22 protein-coding genes are annotated in these 21,482 nt (G+C 63.1%); 11 read left to right on the top strand and 11 right to left on the bottom strand.

The annotated features are described in order from the left end of the window. Positions 1 to 69 precede the first annotated feature (69 nt). Positions 70 to 330, top strand: a complete 261-nt coding sequence (locus ABID59_RS09775) for a hypothetical protein (protein ID WP_148753433.1) — start codon at positions 70 to 72, stop codon at positions 328 to 330. Between the two features lie 17 nt (positions 331 to 347). On the opposite strand, the gene ABID59_RS09780 is transcribed toward ABID59_RS09775, so the two are convergent. Further along, positions 348 to 3,092 (bottom strand): EAL domain-containing protein, encoded by a 2,745-nt coding sequence (locus ABID59_RS09780; protein ID WP_354083254.1) that lies wholly within the window; start codon positions 3,090 to 3,092, stop codon positions 348 to 350. Between the two features lie 85 nt (positions 3,093 to 3,177). Continuing rightward, entirely contained in the window at positions 3,178 to 4,392 is a 1,215-nt protein-coding gene (locus tag ABID59_RS09785; RefSeq protein ID WP_354083255.1) for a FecR family protein, read from the bottom strand. Positions 4,393 to 4,521: 129 nt separating this feature from the next. On the opposite strand from ABID59_RS09785, the gene ABID59_RS09790 reads away from it, so the two are divergent. Continuing rightward, positions 4,522 to 6,318, top strand: coding sequence for a ShlB/FhaC/HecB family hemolysin secretion/activation protein (locus tag ABID59_RS09790; protein WP_354083257.1), 1,797 nt, complete (start codon positions 4,522 to 4,524; stop codon positions 6,316 to 6,318). A 154-nt stretch (positions 6,319 to 6,472) separates the two neighbouring features. Beyond that, a complete protein-coding gene (locus tag ABID59_RS09795) occupies positions 6,473 to 7,303 on the top strand; it encodes an alpha/beta fold hydrolase (protein ID WP_148753436.1) in 831 nt (276 codons plus the stop codon). A 236-nt stretch (positions 7,304 to 7,539) separates the two neighbouring features. Here the strand turns inward: ABID59_RS09795 and ABID59_RS09800 are convergent, their stop codons facing one another. Together ABID59_RS09800 and ABID59_RS09805 are read right to left on the bottom strand one after the other, a co-directional pair. Then, positions 7,540 to 7,881, bottom strand: coding sequence for a phasin (locus tag ABID59_RS09800; RefSeq protein WP_148753437.1), 342 nt, complete (start codon positions 7,879 to 7,881; stop codon positions 7,540 to 7,542). A 146-nt stretch (positions 7,882 to 8,027) separates the two neighbouring features. Continuing rightward, the gene (locus tag ABID59_RS09805; protein WP_027531907.1) at positions 8,028 to 8,213 is read right to left on the bottom strand and encodes a hypothetical protein; all 186 of its coding nucleotides are present in this window, start codon (positions 8,211 to 8,213) and stop codon (positions 8,028 to 8,030) included. A gap of 605 nt (positions 8,214 to 8,818) precedes the next feature. Between ABID59_RS09805 and ABID59_RS09810 the strand changes: the two genes are divergently transcribed. Then, a complete protein-coding gene (locus ABID59_RS09810) occupies positions 8,819 to 9,175 on the top strand; it encodes a hypothetical protein (RefSeq protein WP_354083258.1) in 357 nt (118 codons plus the stop codon). A gap of 48 nt (positions 9,176 to 9,223) precedes the next feature. On the opposite strand, the gene ABID59_RS09815 is transcribed toward ABID59_RS09810, so the two are convergent. After that, on the bottom strand, positions 9,224 to 9,787 hold the full coding sequence (locus ABID59_RS09815) for a hypothetical protein (RefSeq protein ID WP_354083259.1): 564 nt from the start codon (positions 9,785 to 9,787) through the stop codon (positions 9,224 to 9,226). A 40-nt stretch (positions 9,788 to 9,827) separates the two neighbouring features. After that, positions 9,828 to 10,361 carry a GcrA family cell cycle regulator gene (locus ABID59_RS09820; protein ID WP_354083260.1) on the bottom strand — a complete coding sequence of 178 codons (534 nt, stop codon included), beginning with the start codon at positions 10,359 to 10,361 and terminating at the stop codon, positions 9,828 to 9,830. Between the two features lie 162 nt (positions 10,362 to 10,523). Here ABID59_RS09820 and ABID59_RS09825 point away from each other — a divergent pair, with 162 nt between their 5' ends. After that, positions 10,524 to 11,132, top strand: a complete 609-nt coding sequence (locus tag ABID59_RS09825) for a S24 family peptidase (protein ID WP_148753441.1) — start codon at positions 10,524 to 10,526, stop codon at positions 11,130 to 11,132. 98 nt (positions 11,133 to 11,230) lie between these two features. Beyond that, positions 11,231 to 11,506: a hypothetical protein gene (locus ABID59_RS09830; RefSeq protein ID WP_354035476.1), complete on the top strand. Its 276-nt coding sequence runs from the start codon at positions 11,231 to 11,233 to the stop codon at positions 11,504 to 11,506. Positions 11,507 to 11,545: 39 nt separating this feature from the next. Here ABID59_RS09830 and ABID59_RS09835 read toward each other — a convergent pair whose 3' ends face one another. Continuing rightward, entirely contained in the window at positions 11,546 to 12,520 is a 975-nt protein-coding gene (locus tag ABID59_RS09835; RefSeq protein WP_354035475.1) for a quinone oxidoreductase family protein, read from the bottom strand. Positions 12,521 to 12,746: 226 nt separating this feature from the next. Between ABID59_RS09835 and ABID59_RS09840 the strand changes: the two genes are divergently transcribed. From ABID59_RS09840 to ABID59_RS09850, 3 genes are all read left to right on the top strand, one after another. Beyond that, complete coding sequence (locus ABID59_RS09840; RefSeq protein WP_148753444.1) at positions 12,747 to 12,947, top strand: hypothetical protein; 201 nt, start codon at positions 12,747 to 12,749, stop codon at positions 12,945 to 12,947. Between the two features lie 140 nt (positions 12,948 to 13,087). Continuing rightward, complete coding sequence (locus ABID59_RS09845) at positions 13,088 to 14,035, top strand: AAA family ATPase (protein WP_354083261.1); 948 nt, start codon at positions 13,088 to 13,090, stop codon at positions 14,033 to 14,035. Between the two features lie 6 nt (positions 14,036 to 14,041). Continuing rightward, positions 14,042 to 15,421, top strand: a complete 1,380-nt coding sequence (locus ABID59_RS09850; RefSeq protein WP_354083262.1) for a vWA domain-containing protein — start codon at positions 14,042 to 14,044, stop codon at positions 15,419 to 15,421. A gap of 20 nt (positions 15,422 to 15,441) precedes the next feature. Here the strand turns inward: ABID59_RS09850 and ABID59_RS09855 are convergent, their stop codons facing one another. Then, a complete protein-coding gene (locus ABID59_RS09855) occupies positions 15,442 to 15,624 on the bottom strand; it encodes a hypothetical protein (RefSeq protein WP_354035472.1) in 183 nt (60 codons plus the stop codon). A 352-nt stretch (positions 15,625 to 15,976) separates the two neighbouring features. Here ABID59_RS09855 and ABID59_RS09860 point away from each other — a divergent pair, with 352 nt between their 5' ends. After that, positions 15,977 to 16,198 carry a hypothetical protein gene (locus tag ABID59_RS09860; RefSeq protein WP_148753448.1) on the top strand — a complete coding sequence of 74 codons (222 nt, stop codon included), beginning with the start codon at positions 15,977 to 15,979 and terminating at the stop codon, positions 16,196 to 16,198. An 8-nt stretch (positions 16,199 to 16,206) separates the two neighbouring features. Here the strand turns inward: ABID59_RS09860 and ABID59_RS09865 are convergent, their stop codons facing one another. Genes ABID59_RS09865 through ABID59_RS09875 form a run of 3 tightly spaced genes read right to left on the bottom strand, consistent with a single transcriptional unit; the run spans position 16,207 to position 20,153 of the window. Continuing rightward, positions 16,207 to 17,598, bottom strand: coding sequence for an NCS2 family permease (locus tag ABID59_RS09865; RefSeq protein ID WP_354083263.1), 1,392 nt, complete (start codon positions 17,596 to 17,598; stop codon positions 16,207 to 16,209). Positions 17,599 to 17,610: 12 nt separating this feature from the next. Continuing rightward, on the bottom strand, positions 17,611 to 19,476 hold the full coding sequence (locus ABID59_RS09870) for an adenine deaminase (protein WP_354083264.1): 1,866 nt from the start codon (positions 19,474 to 19,476) through the stop codon (positions 17,611 to 17,613). Between the two features lie 8 nt (positions 19,477 to 19,484). After that, a complete protein-coding gene (locus ABID59_RS09875) occupies positions 19,485 to 20,153 on the bottom strand; it encodes a TetR/AcrR family transcriptional regulator (protein WP_354083265.1) in 669 nt (222 codons plus the stop codon). 232 nt (positions 20,154 to 20,385) lie between these two features. Here ABID59_RS09875 and ABID59_RS09880 point away from each other — a divergent pair, with 232 nt between their 5' ends. After that, positions 20,386 to 21,399, top strand: a complete 1,014-nt coding sequence (locus ABID59_RS09880) for a formamidase (RefSeq protein WP_354083266.1) — start codon at positions 20,386 to 20,388, stop codon at positions 21,397 to 21,399. The last annotated feature ends 83 nt before the right edge of the window (positions 21,400 to 21,482 follow it).

A 21,482-nucleotide genomic window follows, 5' to 3' on the forward strand; every position in this document is an offset into this window, starting at 1 on the left:
AAAACGGCGCCTGTCGCGGATAGCCAAAGGCGCCGGCCTCAATTTCTTCGTCAGGTCTGGAGGTCGCGCTTGAGCACGGACATACCGCAGCCCCATCCCCAGCCGGGCATGGCCGAGCGCGCCATCGATGCGGCGACCGACGTGTCCCACACCATCGGCGAGGTCGCAGGCGGCTTGCGTGCAGCCGTCGATCGCCTCACCTACGCGATCGATGAAGCGCGAAAACCCGGACGGCCGCTCTCGACAGTGGCGGCGATCACGCGCGAAGCGCCCTTGGCCAGCCTGTTCGTCGCCTTCCTCTTTGGCGTAGCGGTTGGGCGCCGGCGCTAGCACCAGAACAGGCGCGCTTAGGCGGCGCTGACGGCTTTCAGCTCGGCCGCCAAAAACTGCTTCTCGAACGCGTCGGCAGGCATCGGACGGCCGAAGAAGTAGCCCTGCCCTTCCTCGCAGCCTATGCTGACCAGGAAATCCGCGGTGGCGCGATTCTCAATACCTTCGGCAACGACCGTAAGACCGAGCTGTTTGCTGAGGCCTATGGTTGAGCCGACGATCGCCGCGTCGTCGGAATCTGCGAGCAGATCGAGCACGAACGAGCGATCGATCTTGAGCCCGTCGAGTGGAAACTTCTTCAGGTAGCTCAGGCTTGCATAGCCCGTTCCGAAATCGTCGAACAGGATACGCACGCCGAGCTGCTGGATCCGCTTGAACATGTCGAGCACGCGGCCCTCGTCGTGCAGCAGGATGTCCTCGGTGACTTCGATCTCGAGCAGCGAGGGGGTTAGCCCCGTCGTTCTCAGCAACTCCGCAACTGAATGCGCGAGATCGCCGGAGTGGAGCTGCGAGGGCGAGAGGTTGATTGCGACGCGGACAGCGTTGCCCGACAGCTCCCACGCGCGCGCCTGCCGGCCGGCGGTCTCCATCACCCAGTTCGCGATCCGCTCGGACAGGGCCGAGGTGTTGACCACCGGCATGAACTCTCCGGGCGAGACATAGCCGCGCACCGGGTGCCGCCAGCGAATCAGCGCTTCGGCCCCAATCAGGCCGCCGTCGATCAGGCGAACCTGAGGTTGGTAGAACAGCTCGAACTCGCCGCGGTCGGCGGCAAGCGCCAGTTCACTCTCCAGCGTCAGCCGGTTCTCCAGCTCCTGCCTGATCGCGCTCTCGAAGATCACATGGCTACCACGCCGGGTCGCCTTGGCGCGGCTCAGCGCCAGATGACCGTTGCTCAGGAGATCATCCGCGCTCTGTCCGCCCTCCGGATAGGCGGCGACGCCGATGCTGATCCTGACGCGGTGCTGTCGCGCGCCGGTCACCAGCGGCGCCTCGAACGCGCGCGCAATCCGCTCAGCGAACGCGGCAATCAGCTCATGGCTCTCCACACAATCCAGCGCAATCGCAAATTCGTCGCCGCTGAGCCGCGCCACCACCGCCTTGCCATCGACCTCGGTCCGCAGGCGTTCAGCGACCGCCCGCAGCACGAGATCGCCGATCGAGTGTCCAAGCATGTTGTTGATCTGCTGAAAACCATCGAGTCCCAGCACGAGCAGCGCGACTTCGGAGGACCGCCGCTCCGCCGCAACAATCAGGGTGGCGAGTCCCGCATGCAGCGTGTTGCGGTTAACGAGACCAGTCAGCGCATCATACTCGGCGAGATATCTGACGCGTTCGGCCTCGCGCTTGCGTACGGAGATATCGCGCAGGATCGCGCCGTATTGGAAACCTTCCGTTCCTTGCCAACCCGAGAAACTCGCCTCGACCGCGAACGTTTCGCCATTCTTGCGCCGGCCCTCGAACTCGACGACCACGGCTCCGCCGGGGACCAGCAGCGCCTGGCGCGCAGCGTCGCGCATGGCGAAGGTCCTTGTGCCTGCCTCCACCGGTACTGCGCAAAGCGTTTCGAACGGGCGACCGATGATCTCGGTCGGCATGTAGCCAAAGACCGCGCTCGCGCCGGGATTCCAGACCGTGATCCGGTGATCTTCGTCGGTGCAGACCAGACCGTCGCCGAGCGACATCGCGATGCGATGAAATCGGCTTTCGGCGATGCGACCCAGCAGACTGCGGAAATCGATCTCGTCCAGCGCGATCGCCGTCAGATAGGCGACGATCGCGATGTGGAACAGCGACGTGTCGATGACAAGCGGCCAGCGCTCCTGTACAAGCACCGCAGTCAGTTCGATCCCTGCTCCGGCTGCGACCAGGATCGCGACGCGGAAACCCGGTGCGACGCGGCGCCATGAATACATCATCAGCAGGCAGATCGCGCCAAGACCAGCAATCATGCCGGCATCGGACGTCCAGCGCAGCATGCGGCTCTGCAGGACCGATTCTGTCGCCAACGCCTGGAGCACGGGTCCCGGGACGATACGGCCATTTGGAACGCTGAACCGGTCCCCCAGCTCGAGTGCCGTAGCACCGACGATGACCTTCTTGTCCCTCAGCCTGTCGAGGGTCGCGGCATCGCCCCGCAGCACATCGGCATAGGAAACACTCGGGATAGACGTCGCACGAATGCTGAAGTCGATCAGAAAAGGCGGCCGCCGATTGGCGTCCTGCCCGGCCAACACGATGGCCATCGACGGCATCTGCGCATCGCCGAGCTTCTCCCCGACCGGATAGCGGCGAACGAGCCCATCGGATTCGACGGCGACATTGACGACGGCCGGCCACGACTGGTTGCCGAACAGCTTCAGCGGACGATTGATGTGAGCCGCGCCACCATTTGGTGTCGGCTGCTTGAAGGACGGCAGAATCGTCGAGCCGCCAACCTCTCGAAGCGCTGTGAGGAAGGCCTCGTCGGAGCCCGGATCCGACGGCGTGCTGAAATCGATGTCGAAAGCCACTTCCTGCGCACCGGCGGCCTCGAGCCTGTGCAGGAGGTCAGCGTGCAGGCTGCGCGGCCAGGGCCACACGCCGATCCGATCGATCGAAGGCGCGTCGATAGCCACGACGACCACGTTGCAGCTGGCCGCCCGCGACTCCCAGGCAAAGCGCAGATCAGTCAGCGCATTGCGAAGCGAGCCGTGCCATCCCGTGGACAGCACGACTGCCAGAGCGATCACGACGAGGATATGTGGCCGATAGTGTTTCACCTTGCTTCCCCCGCACCGACGGCGCTCGCCGCCAGGTGCCCCTTTACGTGCCCCTTTACGTGCGCCCCTTTACGACGGCACGGCCCTAGTGATGCTTGTACCAACCGTAGTGGTTGCCATTATTGCCGCTATTTCCATTTCCGTTGCCGCTGTTGCCGTTCCCGTTATTGCCGTTGCCGCTGTTGCCGTTGCCGGTCGCGCTTGTCCCGCCGGTTCCGCTTCCAGAGCTGCCACCAAGCGCATCACTGGTGGACCCGGCGGTGGTCGCAACGGTTGTCGTCGCACTCGACGGAGTCGATGTTCCGCTGGCTGCAGAAGCGCTGCTGCTCACGGTGACCGCCGTGACGGTGGAGCTATTCGCGGCAGTGGTCGTCTTGCTCGACTTGCTATCGCTCCACACCGTGTCGGTGCCGGCATGCGCGTTACGCACCCGCCTCGGCGCGACGGCGTCGTGGGCCAGCCCGTGCGTGACCTTGTGAAAGTTCAGCTTGACCTCGCCGAGCGAGCTCGAGATACGCACGACGCCGGCCTTCGGTGCGTGAGTCTCGCTCACCTGACGCGACTGCGTCGGCGCGCCGGCTGTCTTGGTGCCCTTGTCGATCGTACCAAGCGCATGGATCGCATGGCCGCCTCCCGCATCGCGCGGCGCCGACAGGCCCGACTTCGGCACGGGCACACGCTCGATCATCGACGCGCGCGGCTTGCCTTGCTCGATCGGATTGAACGTGCCGGCACCGCTCAGGCTGAGACCGGGCTTGCCGTGCTCGAAGGCAGTGGCCACCTGCCCCGGCATGACCTGGGCAAGCTGCCCCGTCCTGAAATCGGAAACTTCGACCTGGCCGCGGAGCACGCCGACTTTGGTGCTGCCTGCGCCCACCGTGACGCTGAAATGCGTGCCCTTGACCACGGCGGCGAGATAGGGCGTCTCGACCTCGAAATGCCTGACGTTACGCTTCTCGACCTCGAGCAGGATCGAACCCGCCTGCTGGATGATGGTGGTCGAAAGTCCCTCCTTCTTCTCGGTCGGCACACCGACCACCGAGTTGGGGGAGATCAAAATGGTCTCTTCGCCGCGAACGAGCAGCACGCGCCCGTTCCGCCCGGTGCGGATGGTATCGCCCGGCTTCAGAGTCTCCTGCTGATTCAACGACACCTGCTGGGCGCCATTGGTGGCGAGCCAGACCTCGCCCGATGACTTGCTGACCGACCAGACGCCGTCATCCGCAGCGGATGCACCCGATGCCGTTCCCAGGATCAGCGCTGCCATCACGGCGCACCGCATTCCAATTCGAACAAGCATGATGACCCTCAGTCTGAGTTGCTGCGAGCCTGATGCGTATCCGAAATCACTCAAGATTGGCTTAGCAGGACGCCTGGAGTCCGGCGGCCGCATTAACCAATAGTTGACCATAAAAAACTATGAAAAATCATGTGGCTACTGAGTCCTTACCGGCGCCAGGAGACCTCTCCGTCAAACTACGGAGAATGGTCCGCGCGTGGCGCGGTTGGACGGTATCTTGCTGCCACGCTGGTGCTACTCGGAGCGACGTTTGCGGGAACTCCGCAGGCGTTCGCGCAGCAGGCGAACCAGCCGGGGTTCGATCCACGCCAGCAGGAGAAGTATTTTGAAAACCAAACTGAGCAGGAATCTCTGAACCGCCCTCCGGTGAAGTTACCCTCGGTTGGCCAGCCGAACATTGGCGGCGACACCAAGCCACAATTTGTCCTGCGCGGCATCAACATCAGCGGCGCCCACGTCATCTCCCGGGATCGCATCGCCGTCCTCTATCAGCCCTATCTCGGCAAGAAGGTCTCGCAAGCCGATCTCGCTGCGATCGCCGGCGCGATCAGCGATCTCTACCGCGGTGACGGCTTCCATCTCAGCCGCGCGATCGTGCCGCCGCAGGACATCGCCGACGGTCGTGTCCGGATCCAGGTGATCGAAGGCGCGATCGTCCAAGCCGATCTGAAGGGCGACGGCGCCGAGCAGTTCGGCGTGAGGCCGATGCTCGGGCCGGTCCTGGCCGAGCAGCCGTCACGTCTGGCAACGCTCGAACGCCAGCTCTTCCTCATCAACGGCAGGCCGGGCGTTCGGATCACCGATACCGCGCTGGAGGAGATCAGCGGCGCAACCGGTCGCTTCCGCCTCACCGTCTTTCTGAAGACCTGGCACGTCTTCACGTCGTTTGGCCTGGATAATCTCGGCTCGTCGTCGGTCGGACCATGGCAGACCTACGCGACGGGCGCCTTTAACTCATACCTCACACCCGGCGACACGCTCGCGGTGAACCTGTCGACCATTGCCAACGATCCGCGCGAGCTCGGCTTCGCGCGGTTGTCGTATGACGCGCCGGTCGGCGTCGACGGGGTACGCCTCGGCGCCTCCGTCCTCTATAGTGCAGTCCGGCCAGGTGACGCGCGCCGTCTCGACGGCGACATCACCACAACGGAGGCTTTCGAGGTGCGGGCAAGCACCGTTCCCTTCATGTCGCAATCGTCCGGACTGACGCTCACCATGGCCGGGACCTTCAGCAACGTGTCGGAGCACGACCTGTTCGGCCCGTACTACAACGACCACATCAGGACCGCGAGCCTCACCGCCGACTACCGGCTTCAGGATCGCTTCGGCGGCACCAACTACGCAACGCTGACCTATCGCCAGGGCCTCGACGTCTTCGGCGCCTCGCATTTCGACGATGATCTGTTGTCGCGCGATGGCGCGTCCTCGAATTTCTCAGTGCTGAATTTTTGGTTCACGCGCTACCAGACCCTCAATGACGACTGGTCGCTCAAGCTCTCGGCGGCAAGCCAGACCGCGTCGCGGCCGCTGTTCACCTCGCAGCAATTTTATCTCGGGGGCGCAGCCTTCGGCCGCGGCTTTGGTGCGGCCGAGATCAGCGGCGATAACGGTCTTGCCGGCTCGCTCGAGCTGCGCTTCGACCAGAAGCTCAATTTCCGTTACTGGAGCGGCTACCAGCTCTACGCTTTCGGCGACGCCGGCGCAGTCTGGAACGATGGCTACCGTCTGAGCGACGGCTTGGCGCTGACGTCGGCCGGTGCTGGCGTGCGGTTCTTTCTGCCGCAGGATTTCCAGGCGGATTTCGGCGTCGCCGTGCCCTTGAGCTACCGGGCGCCGGACAATGAGCGCCGCAGCCCTCGGTTCCTGTTCACCCTGTCGAGCGCGTTCCGGCTTTGCCCCGAACGCGGCAGGGGCGGCTGTCTCTAGCCGCGCGGTCTTCGCCTCGATGCGGCCCTTTTGGGGCCCTTCTCACAGCCTTGCTCACAGACTTGCCTAAATTTAATCCCGTAACGTGCTCACGATCGCTCGATCCGGGGGTTTTCGATAGCCATGTTCAGTCAAAAGTGATTGAGACGGAACCATGAAGAGGGTGTTTGCAATCCTGGCCTTTCTCTGCGTCCTCGCGGCGGGCGAATATTTCGTCGTCAGCAAATTCGCGATCCGTCACGAGATGCTGTCCTTGTTCGACGCCGCGCGCCAGCGGCCGATCTCGGTCGACATTGCGGTGCGGCGCGACTACGAGACCAAGGCCAATCTTGGCCTGTGGAAGCTTCCGGTCGCCATCATCAGCAATGGCAACACGGTCAAGGCAACCGAGTATTCCTTCCTCGCCAACATACTTGCGGCGCGCGGCTATCTCGTTGCAAGCATTCAGCAGGATCTGCCGAGCGATCCGCCCCTGATGACCCATGTCGGCCAGAAATATGTCGGCCGGCGCGGGGTCTATATGCGTTGCGAAGCCAACATCCTCTACGTGCTGAACACGTTGAAGGGGCGCCAGGAGAACGCAGACTACGATCACATCACGCTGGTCGGTCATTCCAATGGCGGCGACGTCTCGATGTATGTCGCCCAGCAGCATCCCGAGCTGGTGTCGAAGGTGATCACGCTCGACAATCTCAGGGTGCCCTTCGTGCACAACGACCGAATGAAGATCCTGTCGTTCCGCTCCAAGGATCCGCATTTTCAGACCGACCCCGGCGTGCTGCCGACGCCCGAGGAAGCCAAGGCACGCGGCATCGACATCATCCATACCGCTGCGCAGCATACCGAGATGAGCGATCGCGGACCCGACTCGGTCAAGGAGAAGATCCAGGCAACACTTGACCGCTTCCTGCGCGACAGCGCCAGCAGCGCACTCGCGCCGGCCGATACGACCACCCCGATGATCATGAATCCCGGTGACTACTAGCCGGGATCCTTTGCGGCAGATCAAGCTTTGCGCCAAGCGCGCAAACAAGCCCTCAAAATGCAAATCCCTGCCGGGTGAACCGACAGGGATCAGCAGAAAGGATGACAGACGGCGAATGAGGTTCACCCGGTGGCCCGTCATGGACCTGCACCGGAATTGAAAGGCGCAACGCGTCAGTACGCAAGATCAATTTGTAAGCACACGGCCGTGGTGCGGGACATCCGAACTTTCCCTGGTCAGGATTTGTCCTTGCCCGGCTGCATGAAATTGCCGGTCATCTGGCGCATGTGATCGCCGGCATTGGTGAACTGGCTGCGCAGGAACTCGGACTGGATTCGCATCGCTTCCTGAAGGTCGGTTGCGTGAACCAGCTTGCGAGCGTGTTCGAACGCCGCCTTCATGTTCTGCTCGGTAAAGGCGAGCGCCTGCTTGGATACGTCCGCACTCGCTCCGGGAACGGACGACATCGATTTGGTGGCGGCATCGAAAAACATGCCGAAGGCCCTTTCGGCCTGGTCAATGGTTTTCTCAGCCAGGTCGCGCAGTTCGGCCGGAACTTCGAGCTTCGGTTCGATCATGGTCGCACTCCTCCCTCTTTTTCCTAACTGATTAGCACATTTGTCGCGCCGCCTTCCAGCGGCCAGGCGCCAGCAACGGACGCCACCTGGCGGTCCGCTTGCCGGTCTGAAGGGTGGCAAAGCGTAATATCGGCCCGTGGCCGGGCTCAAGACAGCGGGTGTTCGGGGATGGTCTCGTCGGTGACGAGGTCTTCGACGAGCTTGATGACCTCAAAGCGCTGCCGGGGAGCGAGCTTGAGAAAGGCGCGCAGCAGGCGGAGACTTTCGACGGTACCGTTCGCGGGCGCGCCGAGCTTAAGATGCAGTTCAGCCGCGAAATTGAGGTTTTTCATCTCGCACCTATGACAGGACTCGGCTCTTCGTGGTCGGGCGTCAGCAGCCCGATGGAGAACCGCACGCCGTCACCGAACGCCACGGCGACGCCGAACTCTAGGTCGGAGCACCCGAGCAGGTCGGCACGCCGAGCTGCAGATCTGAAGAGACTCGGCACGACCCGAGAAGTTGCAATTATGGCAAGGAACAACCCCTCGATCAAGCCAAACCGTAAGGCTAGCGATGCTTCGTCGGCATCGTGCTACGGCAATTCCGGATAACAGGAATACGCGCCGCCGTCACCCACCTGCGTCAAGAAGCAGCAATCGATCACGACGTGGCCCCGATCGCCGTCAATTAGACCTGAGTTTCCGCTTATTTCCCGTGTGGACGGAGATTGGCAGCAGCGAACTAACGCTTCTTCAGCGTATACACGTAATCATTGAGTCCGGTTTCGGCGGTTGCATCGTCCACGAACGTCGGGGTCCATCCGATATTTCCCGCTCCGTGAACCGTTGTTCAAGATCGCACGACCAAGCGGTTGCGAAACGGCCACGCAGATCACGGGCGCCATGGCTGATGGACTGTCTGATTCGGGCGCGCGTCAGCACCAAAGGACGACGGCATGCTTTCTCGCTGCGATCTCATCAAGGGCGCCGCAGTTGCGCTTCTTGCACTCTCGGCACAAGGCGCATGGGCGCAGGGGACCAAAATGAACCTTTTCAAGATCGTCACCATCAAGGACGAGATCATCATCGGGCTATCGCCCGAGGAGCTTCAGGCGCTCGGCGGCAATGACGCGAGTGCGGTCGCGCACGCATTGGCGCAGAAGGGCGACCTCACCGTCTGGCAATACAATGTGCATCGTGGACAGAACGGTGAGATGCAGCAGGCGCCAACTGCCAAGATCGGGCTGCTGGCCAACGCCTCGCTCCGCGTCGAGCCCTACACCACGCCCTACCAGATCATGCCGCATCCGTGACAGGCGACGGAAGACGTGCCGACGGTGAAAGCCGCAGGCACGTCCCGTTCAGCGGCGCCGCGCCGGCGCATCCGTCGCAAAGCCGTAGACCAGCGCCAGCCGGTCGAGGCATTCGCGAAAACGCCGCGCAAAATAGTCGTTCCAGCGCTGGGTGCGCACGGCGCGTCGCTCGCCGATCTGGTCCATCGTCAAACCAAGCACCAGCACGTCATGCACCAGCGCGGCGCCGTCGGTGCCAAGCTCGCGCTCGACCCGGTTCAGCCGCAATACGGCCTGGCGTTGGCTCTCGGTAATGGGCTCGCGCGAGCGCGCGCCGTCGACATATTCGCGGGTCGGATCCATGGCCTGAGGGCCCCGCTCCGCCCGCTCCCAGTCGCTCTGGTAGGCGCGGCCACCCCGATATTGCGCCTCGTCGATCTGGTGATGCGAATGCAGCCGGCCGAGCGGATCGTTGCGAATCGAGCGCATCGCCACGATCTTCTCGTCCAGGTCGAGCGCCAGGGGATTGTCGACCTCGACCTCCGCCAATTCTGCGTTGAACGGCAGATCGCGCAATCGGCGGTCGTGAAGCCCGGTCAATTTGTAGGACATGTTGCGTCTGGCACGTGCCACTCGAAAACTCCTTGCAAACTGAATTGAGAAGGGGGGCCGGTCAGGCGGCGGAGACCAGCCTCAGCACGGCGGCACCGGCGCTACGGCCAGACACCGCTCCGGGACCGCGGGTCAGATGCGCATGCGGCGCGCAATAGCTCGAGCCGGGCTGACGCGGGTGACCGCAGAAGCGGATCTCCTCTCCCTCCCTGTCACCGCCATAGGGATAGCGGCAATCGCCTCGCTCGAGCTCGAGCAGCGGGATCAGGCGCGGCCGGACACCGACGCAGCGCAATTTGACTGGATTCGCCGGCCTCAGTGCCGATGGCGGCGGCAGGTTCAGGCCGGGTATTGCAACACGAGGCGGCGCGAGCGGACCGGGCTCGCCCGGCAAGGACGGCACGATCGATGGGCTCGTCATCCGTTCGGGCTCGGCCAGCCCGAGCCGCTTGGCGCGGCCGACCACCGCATTGCGCGTGTAAGCCGTTCCAAACCTTGCGTTAATCTCCCTTCCGATCTCCGCATATGACAATCCCTTGAAAAAATAGTCGCGAAGCACGTCGGAATGCTCCGACGACCAATGGCCCGGTTCCATGCTGCTGTCCTGTGATGCGCCCCGATGCACGATCCGGAGGCGGAACACACATTCCGTTATTCCGAATACGAAGTCAAGCAATAATTCTGATATTCATAATTGCATCAATTCCGAATTTCGGATTACAAGAGGCAGAGCCAATGGGCAATCGAGGGAATCACCATGTTAGACGTTGCGATGATCGAGCGAGGCCTGGAAAAGACAGGCAAGAGCAAGGGCGGGCTGGCCGCGGCGATGGGCGTTCGACCGGGCGCGGTATCGGAGATCCTCGGCGGCGAACGCCTGGTGAAGGCCTCGGAAATCATCCCGATCATGGAATATCTTGAGCTGAACCTCGCGCCGATCATGGGCCGCGTGGGTGCCGGCGCCGTGATCGAGCCGGATTTCGAGCAGGTTCCGCCGGAGGGGCTCGGCGACATCGCGCTGCCCTTCCCGATCATGGAAGAGACCGTTGCCTTTGAGATCGTCGGCGATTCGATGCTGCCCAAATACGAAAGCGGCGACGTGATCGTGGTCTACAAGGACCAGCGTCATCCGCTGTCGAGCTTCTACGGCGAAGAGGCCGTAGTCCGGCTCAAGACCGGTGAACGCTATTTGAAGACGATCGAACGCGGCAAAACGCCCTCCGTCGTCAATCTCAACAGCTTCAACGCCAAGCCGATCGTCGGCGTCAAGCTCGACTGGGTCGGAGAGATCTGCCTCTCCATGCCCAAGGGCCAGCTCGAGCGATTGCGCGCAAAGTCGGCCCGGCCCCGCAAAAAGGGCAGATAGCGCCAATTTCCGATTTCTGGAAATCCACCTTGACTTAATTCCGTTTTTCAGAAATACTCTGCCGCGCACCCAGCCTTGGGGCGCGGCAGGATCGTTTCATGCAGTATTTCGTCGTGATGATCGACTACGGGCGGCGCGGCCGCGAGGCGATCGTCGACCCCGAGATCACAAGGCGCGGGGTTGTCTCCCGCGTCACCTCAGGCGAGTACCAGAACATCTCATTCATCCACGAAATCGTGGAGAATTCGGTCGAGGACGTGACCGAGGCGATCCTGGCCGAGGCCGCGCTTCCGCAAGTTCCGCCTGAAGAGGTCGACCTCCAGGCGATCCGCCTCGATCACGCCCGCGACCTGCGCAAGCACGAGAAAGCTTGACGCAAGCTCAGGCAACCTGCGCCATTGCTCAATCCGGGATCACACCGTCAGAACGGTCGATCCCGTGGTCTTGCGGGCGGCGAGATCGGCATGCGCCTTCGCAGCATCCTTCAGCGCGTAGGTCTGGTGAACCTCGATCTTGACCGCGCCGGACTTGACGACGTCGAACAGCTCGTTCGCCATCGCGACCAGATTCTCGCGCTTGGCAGCGTAAGTAAACAGCGTCGGGCGGGTGACGTAGAGCGAGCCCTTCTGGGCGAGCAGGCCGAGATTGAGCGGCTCGACCGCCCCGGAGGACGCACCGAACAGCGCGGCGACGCCGAGCGGCGCGAGGCAGTCCAGCGACTTCAGGAACGTGTCCTTGCCGACGGAATCATAGACCACCGGCACCTTCTTGCCGCCGGTAATCTCGTCGACGCGCTTCACGAAATCCTCGCGCGTGTAGATGATGACATGGTCGCAGCCATGCGCCCTGGCGAGTTTTGCCTTCTCGTCGCTGCTGACCGTGCCGATCACGGTCGCGCCGAGATGTTTTGCCCACTGGCTCAGGATCAGGCCGACGCCGCCGGCCGCCGCATGCAGCAGAATGGTATCGCCGGCCTTCACGCGATAGGTCTGCCGGATCAGGTACTGCGTGGTCAGCCCCTTCAGCATCATTGCTGCCGCAGTCTTGTCGTCGACACCGTCAGGCAGCTTCAACAGCCGGTCGGCCGGGATCAGCCGCGCCTCGGAATAGGCGCCGAGCGGTGATGCACCATAGGCGACGCGATCGCCCGGCTTCAGATCGGTGACGCCCGGCCCGACTTCCTCGACAACACCCGCCGCCTCGCTGCCGAGACCGCTCGGCAATGGCGCGGGATACACACCCGAGCGGTTGTAAATGTCGACGAAATTGAGACCGACGGCAGTGTGGCGAATGCGCGCCTCGCCCTGCCCCGGCTTGCCAACATTGACCTCCTCCCAGACCAGGACTTCCGGACCGCCGGTCTTGTGAAAACGAATGGCATGGGTCATGGGCGTTGCTCCCTTATTGTTGCGTTGATCGTCCGAGAAAAGCGGATCGGCCGGAGAAATAGGCATTCGGCCCGCCCGTTACAGTCCAAAGACGTAACAAGAATGTCACAGCGAACGACAAACCCTCGCCGTTCCGCCTCTGTTCGAAAGAGTTGATGACGACATCGACGCGGCCGGCAGTAGCTTTTGCGCGGGGTTTGGTGGTCGCCTGCGAAGGAGAGCCGAGATGCCAGCTTATGTACAGCATCATCAGGATGTCGAGATCGCGCCAGTGATTTGCCCGACATGCATGGGGTTCCTGCCGATGTATGTGCGCGAGGTCGAGCCGCACTGGAGCCTTGCCAAGATCGACTTCGTCTATGAATGCGCCGATTGCGGCGCCGAGGTCAGGCAGACCATCCGCAAACCGGAGCTGCAGCGGCACTGACCGCACCGCCTCCTAAGTATTTGCGCTGAGCGGAAAAACCGGCCGCAAGCGCGGATCAGGCCCGTCCCAAACGAGGCTTGTTCTTTGCCGGGAACGCAGGCAGAACAAGCCTCAAGCAAGACCTTTGGGAGCGCCCTTTCGTGGCTGAACAGAAGGCCTCGACCTGGATCGAGGCAGTGGAGAGCGGCCTCGCCGCGCAAGGCTATATCGCGAGCCGCCAGATCGCGACCGCCGTTTATTTGTCGCAGCAGATCGAAAAGCCGATCCTGGTCGAGGGCCCTGCCGGCGTCGGCAAGACCGAGCTTGCCAAGGCGATTGCCGCCTGGCGCGGCCTGAAGATGATCCGCCTGCAGTGCTACGAAGGCCTTGACGAGGCGAAGGCGCTCTATGAGTGGAAATACGCCAAGCAGCTGCTCTACACGCAAATCCTCAAGGATAAGCTCGGCGAAGTTCTTGGCGGCGCGCAGACACTGCACGCTGCGCTCGAACAGCTTCATGATTTCGGCGACGTGTTCTTCTCCAAGGAATTTGTCGAGCCGCGCCCCCTTCTCCAGGCGCTGGAGCAGCCGGGCGGCTGCGTGCTCCTGATCGACGAGATCGACAAGTCCGATGCCGAATTCGAATCGCTGCTGCTGGAAATCCTCTCCGACTTCCAGGTCACGATCCCGGAGCTCGGCACCGTCTCGGCGATCACGCCGCCGACGGTGATCCTCACCTCCAACAGCGAGCGCGATCTCGGCGACGCCTTGAAGCGGCGCTGCCTGCATCTGCATATCGGCTTCCCCGAGCAGCGGCTGGAGGAGCGCATCGTCGAGAGCCGCGTCCCCGGCATCTCGCAGACCCTGCGCCAGCAGATGGTCGGTTTCATCCACGAGATCCGCTCGCTGGATTTGAAGAAGCTGCCCTCAGTGAGCGAGACGATCGACTGGGCGCGCGTGCTGGTGCTGCTGCAGGCCACCGAGCTCGACACCGAGATGGTCAAGGACACGCTCAACGTGCTCCTGAAATACGAGGCCGATATCGAGGCAGCTCACCCGCAAATCACCACCTTCATTGCCAAGGCGGCCCGGTCCAACGTCTTCGGTTGACGTCCGATGCGCGAGAACCTTCATCGTTTCTTTCGGGCGGCGCGCGGGGCCGGTGTCCACGTCTCGCCCGCCGAAAGCATCGACGCGATGCGCGCCGTCGCGCAGGTCGGTTTCACCGATCGCGCCGTCCTGCGCGACGCGCTGCTTCTGACGCTCGCCAAGTCGCAGGACGAGAAGCTCGCGCTCGGCGACTGCTTTGATCTGTTCTTCAGCCAGCCCGAGCCGCGACAGGATCAGCCTGAAGCCGACAACGCAGACGACGCCTCTCAGGACGCGGATCAGTCGTCCTCCTCAAGCTCGGCCAGCGAAGCGGGCGAAGGACATCCTTCCGAAGCATTGGGTCCACTTGCACAAATGCTGATGTCGCAGGATCGCAATGCGATCTCGGCCGCCATCGCCAGCGCCTCCGGCGCAGCTTCGCTCTCCGACATTCGCTACTCCACCCAGCGCGGCATCTTCTCCAGCCGCATCCTCGACGCCATGGGCCTTCAGCGCCTGCGCGACGATCTCGATGAATTGACGGCAACCAATCCGGCGCTGGCCGAACGCCTGCGGGCCGCGCTCGATGGCCTGCGCGAGGCCGTGCGCGACACCGTCTCACAAGGGCTTGCGCTCTATGCGCGCGAAGAGGCCGAGACCCTTCGCAACGAGATCCTGCGCAATGCGCCACTCGCGCGCATCGAGCGGCGTCAGGTTGCGGAGATGCGCGCGCTGATCCGCCAGATCGCGCGGAGGCTGCGCGAGCGCTATTCGAAACCGCGCAAGCGTCAGCGCCGCGGCCATCTCGACGTCCGCCGTACGCTTCGCCGCAACGCTGCCTGGGGTGGCGTGCCCTTCCTCACCGCGTGGAAGCGCAAGCACCGCGACCGGCCGAAGATCGTGGCGATCTGCGACGTCTCCGGCTCGGTCGCACAGGTCTCCGACTTCTTCCTGCTCCTGATCCACTCGCTGCACGAGGTGGTCGACGACGTCCGCTCCTTCGCATTCTCGTCGCATCTGATCGAGGTCAGCGAGATCCTGGAGAAGAAGTCGCCCGAAGAGGCGATGGCCGAGATCATGTCCAAGGTCGGTTTCGGCTCGTCCGATTACGGCTCTTCGCTGGTCGATTTCGAAAAAGACTTCATGAGCACGCTGACGCCGCAGACCACGGTGATCGTGCTCGGCGATGCCCGCAGCAACAATCTCGACCCACGTGCGGACATTCTGCGTCGCGTCTCCGAACGATCGAAGCGACTGGTCTGGCTCAATCCCGAGGGACGGCTCGCCTGGGGCTTCGGCGATTCCGAGATGCCGCGTTATGCGACCTTTTGCAGCGTGGTGCGGCAATGCGCCACCGCGCAGCAGCTCGAGCGCGCGGTCGCCGATATCGTTGCGACTTACCAGTAAGTCCTTAGCTCACGCCAACGTCAGCTTCGCGCAAGCTCCGCATGAACGACATTGCACTCGCGAAAGTGATAGGCAATTTCGTCGAGCGCGCGCTGTTCCCATTCCCGGGCCTGTGTAAGCCAGAAAACCCGACGCTCAAAATCGCGCGCCGCACGCTCGCGACACAGGGATTCCTGACTGCGAATCTCCACCAGCCTGTTCATGCACTCACACTCCTTGTCGTGTGAAGCCATTTCCCGCGAATCAGCGTAGCAGAATCACGAACCCGGCGTCTCACCGTTTCCATGCCTATCGCGACGCAGAATGAGACAGTAGCGCTTCCCATGCACTGCGGCCGCCGCGGCGCAACATCAAGTGAAGATCATCAATTAGTGATCAATGATCGGGACAATCATCGTGTCCGGGCGATCTTAACTATTGTGGCGCAATAGACTGCGGCAATTCGTGAAGAGAAATTCTAAACAGCTCACCGAATTCCCGACTCATTGTCGTCGCACGGTCTTCATGCAGCGCCGCTAACAGGGGCGCGCGAACGTGACTATCGCTTGAGGCAACATGAACGACGATTTCGACTTCGATCTTTCGCCGGATCAATGGGCAGCCCTGCGCACACTTCGTAATCCCGTAGCGAACAATCGCCTCGCGAAGGCCTATCTCGTCGACAGCCTGGTCAAGCTTGGTCTCGTTGTCATTGATGATGGCGTGCCCGCGATGACCCCCATCGGACGCAAGGTGCTCGTGCGCGGATCGTGTCGACTGCTGGACCTCGCGGCTTGACGCACGCGTCAAAAGATCTGTGCGATCACGATCGCGTATGCGACGAACACGACCCCGAGTCCCCACACCATCGCCGGAATCCGCGACCGCCGGCCGACCGCCACTTCGAGAGCGATGTAGCTCAGCGTGCCCAGCGCCATTCCGTTGATGAGGTTGTTGGTCAGGACGGTGACGAGCAGCGTTAGCACGATCGGAACCGCGTTGGCGAGATCGGTCATGTCGATGCGGGCAAGTCCTTGCATCATGAGCACGCCGACGAGCACCAGTGCGGGCGCGGTCGCTTGCGGCGGGATGATGACGAAGATCGGCCAGAAGAACAGTGCAAGGAAGAAGAATCCCGCAACTGTCAGCGAGGTCAGGCCGGTGCGACCGCCGGCCTGCACGCCGGTGATGGATTCGATGTAGGCCGTGACGACGGAGGTCCCTAGCAACGGTCCGACGATTGAAGCCGTCGCGTCGGTCGCAAAGGCGGCGGTAGCATTCGGGATCGAGCCATCGGGCTTGCGCAAATTGGCGGCCCCCGTCACGCCGATCAGCGTGCCCAGCGTCGAGAAGAATTCGGCGCACAGGAAATAGAACAGCAGCGGCAGGGCCACGACGAAATGGCTGAAGAGATAGCCGATGTCGAGCGCCATGAAGGTGCTGGTCGGCCAGCGCGGCCAAGCCATGATGGCTGATGGCACTGACGTCACCATCTTGCCGTTGGCGCCTGGGACGAAGAAGCCGATCAGCGTGAGCACCGCGATCGACAGGATCAGCGCCGCCGGCACCCGGCGAGCCACCAGCACCGGCGTGAGCAGGAGGCCGAACAGCGTCAGCAGCACCGGCGGGCTGCGCAAGGAGCCCATGGCGACATAGGTCGACGGGTTCTGGACCACGAATCCGGCGCCCCGTAGCGCAATGAAGACGATGAGAGTGCCGACCGCCGCCTGGATGCCGATCTTCAGCGCTTCCGGCACGTCCTTTGCGACTTTCTCGCGCAGCTTCGACAGGCTGAGGATCAGGAACAGCACGCCGGTGAAGGCGACCATGGCGAGTGCGCCCTGCCAGGGCATCCCCATCTGCTTGACGATGACATAGGTGAAGATGACGTTCGAGCCCATCGCGGGTGCTACCGCAAGTGGCAGATTGGCCCACAGCCCCATCATCACCGAGCCGACGATAGCCGCGAGCGCCGTGGCGCTGACGAGATCGGCACGGTCCATCCCAGCGTTGGACATGATCGCAGGATTGACGGCGATGATATAGGCCATCGCCGCGAACGTCGTCGCGCCGGCCATCACCTCGCGACCGACGCTCGTGCCACGCCCGGTGAGGTCAAAGGTACGATCAAGCAGTCCCGAGGCTGCGCGCGGTGCCGGCTCGGCAGGAGCGGCTTGCGGCTTCGTCATCTCGTTCATCCCAGTTCTCCCCTACCAGACCACCGGGTGCGCTTCGCCGGTCTGCACATTGATGAAGCCGAGCGGCGCCTGCTCGCACGGCGCCACCAGCACCCAGCTCCAGGGCGCACAGGTCAGCGTCGCAAACATGAGCCTCTCCGGAAATCCCGGATACCAGCGCGGCCGGAACGTCGGCTCGTACATCCAGTCGACCTTCCGACCTTCCGCATAAAGCGCCTGCATCTCGTCATCGAGCGCCTGCGCCGAACGGCAGCTCATCAGCCCGCCGACCTCGAAACGGACGGTGGCAACGAGCTCGCCCTCGCGCACCAGCGCCCAGCCGCCCTGAAGCTCGATCAGCGCGTTGACCGCCTTCGCCATCGCCGCGTCGGACGAGCCGACCACCCAGATGTTGTGCTTGTCGTGAGCCACCGAGCAGGCAACAGCTGTCTCCGGCGTGCGCGGACCACAGCCGCGCCAGAACATCTTTGCGACGCGCCCATCGCCGGAAAAGCGATCGACGATGGCGAATTTGGTGATGGCCTCGCTCTCGTCGCGCTGCACGGCACCGTCACGTACCGGCAGCTCGAGGGTGTAGAATTCGGGATGCCAATGGAAGGGACGGATCACCGCCGCCTTCATCGTGGAACGGCCAGGCTCGGCCGGCAGTTCGAAATCCTGAGGCTTGATCGAACGCTTGATGTTGATCGTCTGCGTTGCCCAATCCGGCCACTGGATTTCGGGCACCTGACCAAGATAGCGCTTGCCCTCGGAGACCTGCGCGCCATCGGCCCACACCTCGGCGATCGCGAGCTTGGCGACGTCCGAGAGCAGCACGACGTCGCCGAAACGCCCCGGGGCCAGACTGCCGACGAACGGCGTGATGCGCATATGCCGCGCCGGGTTGATGGTGAGACACTGGATTGCGATTTCCGGCGCAAGACCGGCCTCGATCGCAACCCGCGCATTGTGATCACTGGCACCGAGCTCGAGCGTGTGGCTGGCACTGCGGTCATCGGTGGTGAACGCGATCTGCGACCAGTCCTGCAGACCCTTCGCGAGCAGCCATTTCACGATCTCATCCATCGCGTAGACACGCAGCTCGATGAACAAGCCGCGGGTGAGCTTGTCCCAGGTCTCTTCCGGAGTCTGCACTTCGTGGTCGGAGGCGAGCCCCGCCGCGGCGAAGGCGTTGATGGAAGGCAGGTCCCGCAGGCCGGAGGCGTGGCCTTCGACGACGCCGCGCGCTGCGAACGTCGCCTCGATCATGCCCCAGAGCCGCTTGTAGGAGGGATTGTCGGGATTCCACACCGCCGGCCAATCCATGACCTCGTCGAGCCCGGTAACCATCAGGCTCTCACCCATGAAGCGAGCCTGCTCGTCGTGGCCATACCAGCCGCCACCCCATTCGTAGGCCGTCGGCGGCACCGCCGATCCAGGCTGCGGAAAGATCTTGAGCGGCGAGCCGCGGCGCCGTGCCTCGAACCAGAATTCGAGATTACGCGCGCCGTCGACGTTGGAGAACTCGTGGCTCGCCTCGCAGGTCCAGGTATTGCCATGTGGCAGCACCAGTGCGGCCTCCCATTCCGGCGTCAGATGCGAGCTTTCGATGTGCTTGTGCACCTCGCCGAAGCCGGGGACAGCCGCAAGATCCGGCCGATGCACGCGCTCGCCGACCTCGCCGGGATAGCTGCCGGCCGGCCCGACCCAGGCAATGCGCCGGCCCTTGAAGACGATCTCCTGATCCTCGCTCCAGGTGCGGCTGTGCACATCGAGCAATCTGCCGACCCGCAAGGAGCGATCGGCCGGGCGCCGGCCGAGCGCCGTCAGCACCAGGTCCTGGCGGATGCGAACCTCGTCGGGCGCGTTGATCAGGAGGTCGTCGGGGATTGCATTCATGGCCTGCCTCACTCCACGCCGGTGGTTTCGCGCGCAGTGGTTCGCCTGCGCGGCGATCTGCCGGCCTTGCCGTTGCGCGCCGCAGCGGCATCGCGCTGACGGACATCGTTCAAAAGGGTCGTGAGCGCCCACTCGACCGTGTCGGCGATCTCGACGCTGGACATGCCAAAGTCCTCACGCATCGCATTCCAGGCCAGCACGTTGTTGAGATAGGACGCGACCGCCTCCGCCTGGCGGACCTCCTTTGCGGGGAGATGCCGCGCCAGCGGCGCCATCGCCTTGCGATGCTGCTCGATCAGGTGCCGCCGGAAGCCGGCACGCACCCGGCGGCCGGCCCGCGTCATCGCGATGGCACGCGCCAGATGCGGATGACGGTCGAACCGCTTGCACAGCTTGCGGAAAATCTCCGGCAGCTCGTCGGGCGAGGTGAAGGGAATATAGCTGAAGACGTTGTCCTCGATCCACTCGCCGGCCGCCGCAAACAGCTCAGCGCGGGTCTTGAAGTGCCGATAGATGGTTCGCTCGGCCACTTTTGCGCGCTTGGCGACCGCGGCCATGGAAATGTCGTCGGCCGCCTCGTCCTCCAGCGTCTCGACAAAAGCCGCGACGATGCGCTGCCGCGTCATCTCGGCATATTCGTCGCGAAGGCTGGCGACATGTCGCTTTGCTGTACTCATGTCATAAGTCTGACATCAGGCGGATTGGAGGGTCAAGCCGAGACTTGAGGCACACCCCGCCGCGACAATGGGCGTCGGCATGCTCTGGGGCCGGGCGGCCCATGCGGGCACGGCTATGCCTGCCGCCTGAAAAATGGACTTTTGCGCGCTGCCAAAATCGGATTTGCTCTGCCGAGAACTGCGCGCAACGGCATCGCGCGGACGGCAAGGAAGCCGACGGAGGGAGCTGATCATGAACGGGCTTGGCGGGTTGAACAAATCGCCTGAGGGCGTGGTCATCGGACTGGTTCAATTGCAATTGCCGGTCGTCGTGACCAAGGCCGATCTCGCCAAGCAGACCGAGCGCATCGTCTGGATGGTCGGCAAGGCGCGCCGCAATCTCTCCGCCATGGATCTGGTGGTGTTCCCCGAATACTCGCTGCACGGCCTCTCGATGGACACCAATCCCGAGATCATGTGCCGGCTCGACGGGCCCGAGGTCGCGGCATTCAAGAAGGCCTGCATCGACAACAAGATCTGGGGCTGCTTCTCCATCATGGAGTTCAACCCACACGGCAATCCCTACAATTCGGGCCTGGTCATCGACGATCACGGCGAGATCAAGCTCTATTACCGCAAGCTTCATCCCTGGATTCCGGTCGAGCCGTGGGAGCCGGGCGATATCGGCATTCCCGTGATCAAAGGCCCGAACGGCGCGAAGATCGCGCTCATCATCTGCCACGACGGCATGTTCCCGGAGATGGCGCGCGAATGCGCCTATAAGGGCGCTGAGATCATGATCCGGACCGCTGGCTACACTGCGCCGATTCGCGACGCATGGCGCTTCACCAACCAGGCCAATTCGTTCCAGAACCTGATGGTGACGGCCAACGTCTGCATGTGCGGCAGCGACGGCTCGTTCGATTCCATGGGCGAAGGCATGATCGTCAATTTCGACGGCACCGTGCTGGCGCACGGCACCAACGGCCGGGCCGACGAGATCATCACAGCAGAAGTGCGGCCCGATCTCGTGCGCGAGGCCCGCATCAACTGGGGCGTCGAAAACAACATCTACCAGCTCTGGCACCGCGGCTATGTCGCGGTGAAGGGCGGCGCGATGGACTGCCCCTACACCTTCATGCAGGACATGGTCGCGGGCACCTACCGGCTGCCATGGGAAGATCAGGTGAAGATCACCGACGGCAGCTCCTGCGGGTTCCCGACCCCGAGCCGGATGTACGGCAAGACGGCGAAAGCGGCCGAATAGCCCGCTTTCTGCAAAAGACGCGACATTCTGGCACGGTTGTTGCTCCTATTAACGATCAAGACGTCGTTGAAACGGGGGATTTG

The sequence above is a fragment of the Bradyrhizobium sp. S3.3.6 genome, assembly GCF_040546905.1.
Classification (GTDB): Bacteria; Pseudomonadota; Alphaproteobacteria; order Rhizobiales; family Xanthobacteraceae; genus Bradyrhizobium; species Bradyrhizobium cytisi.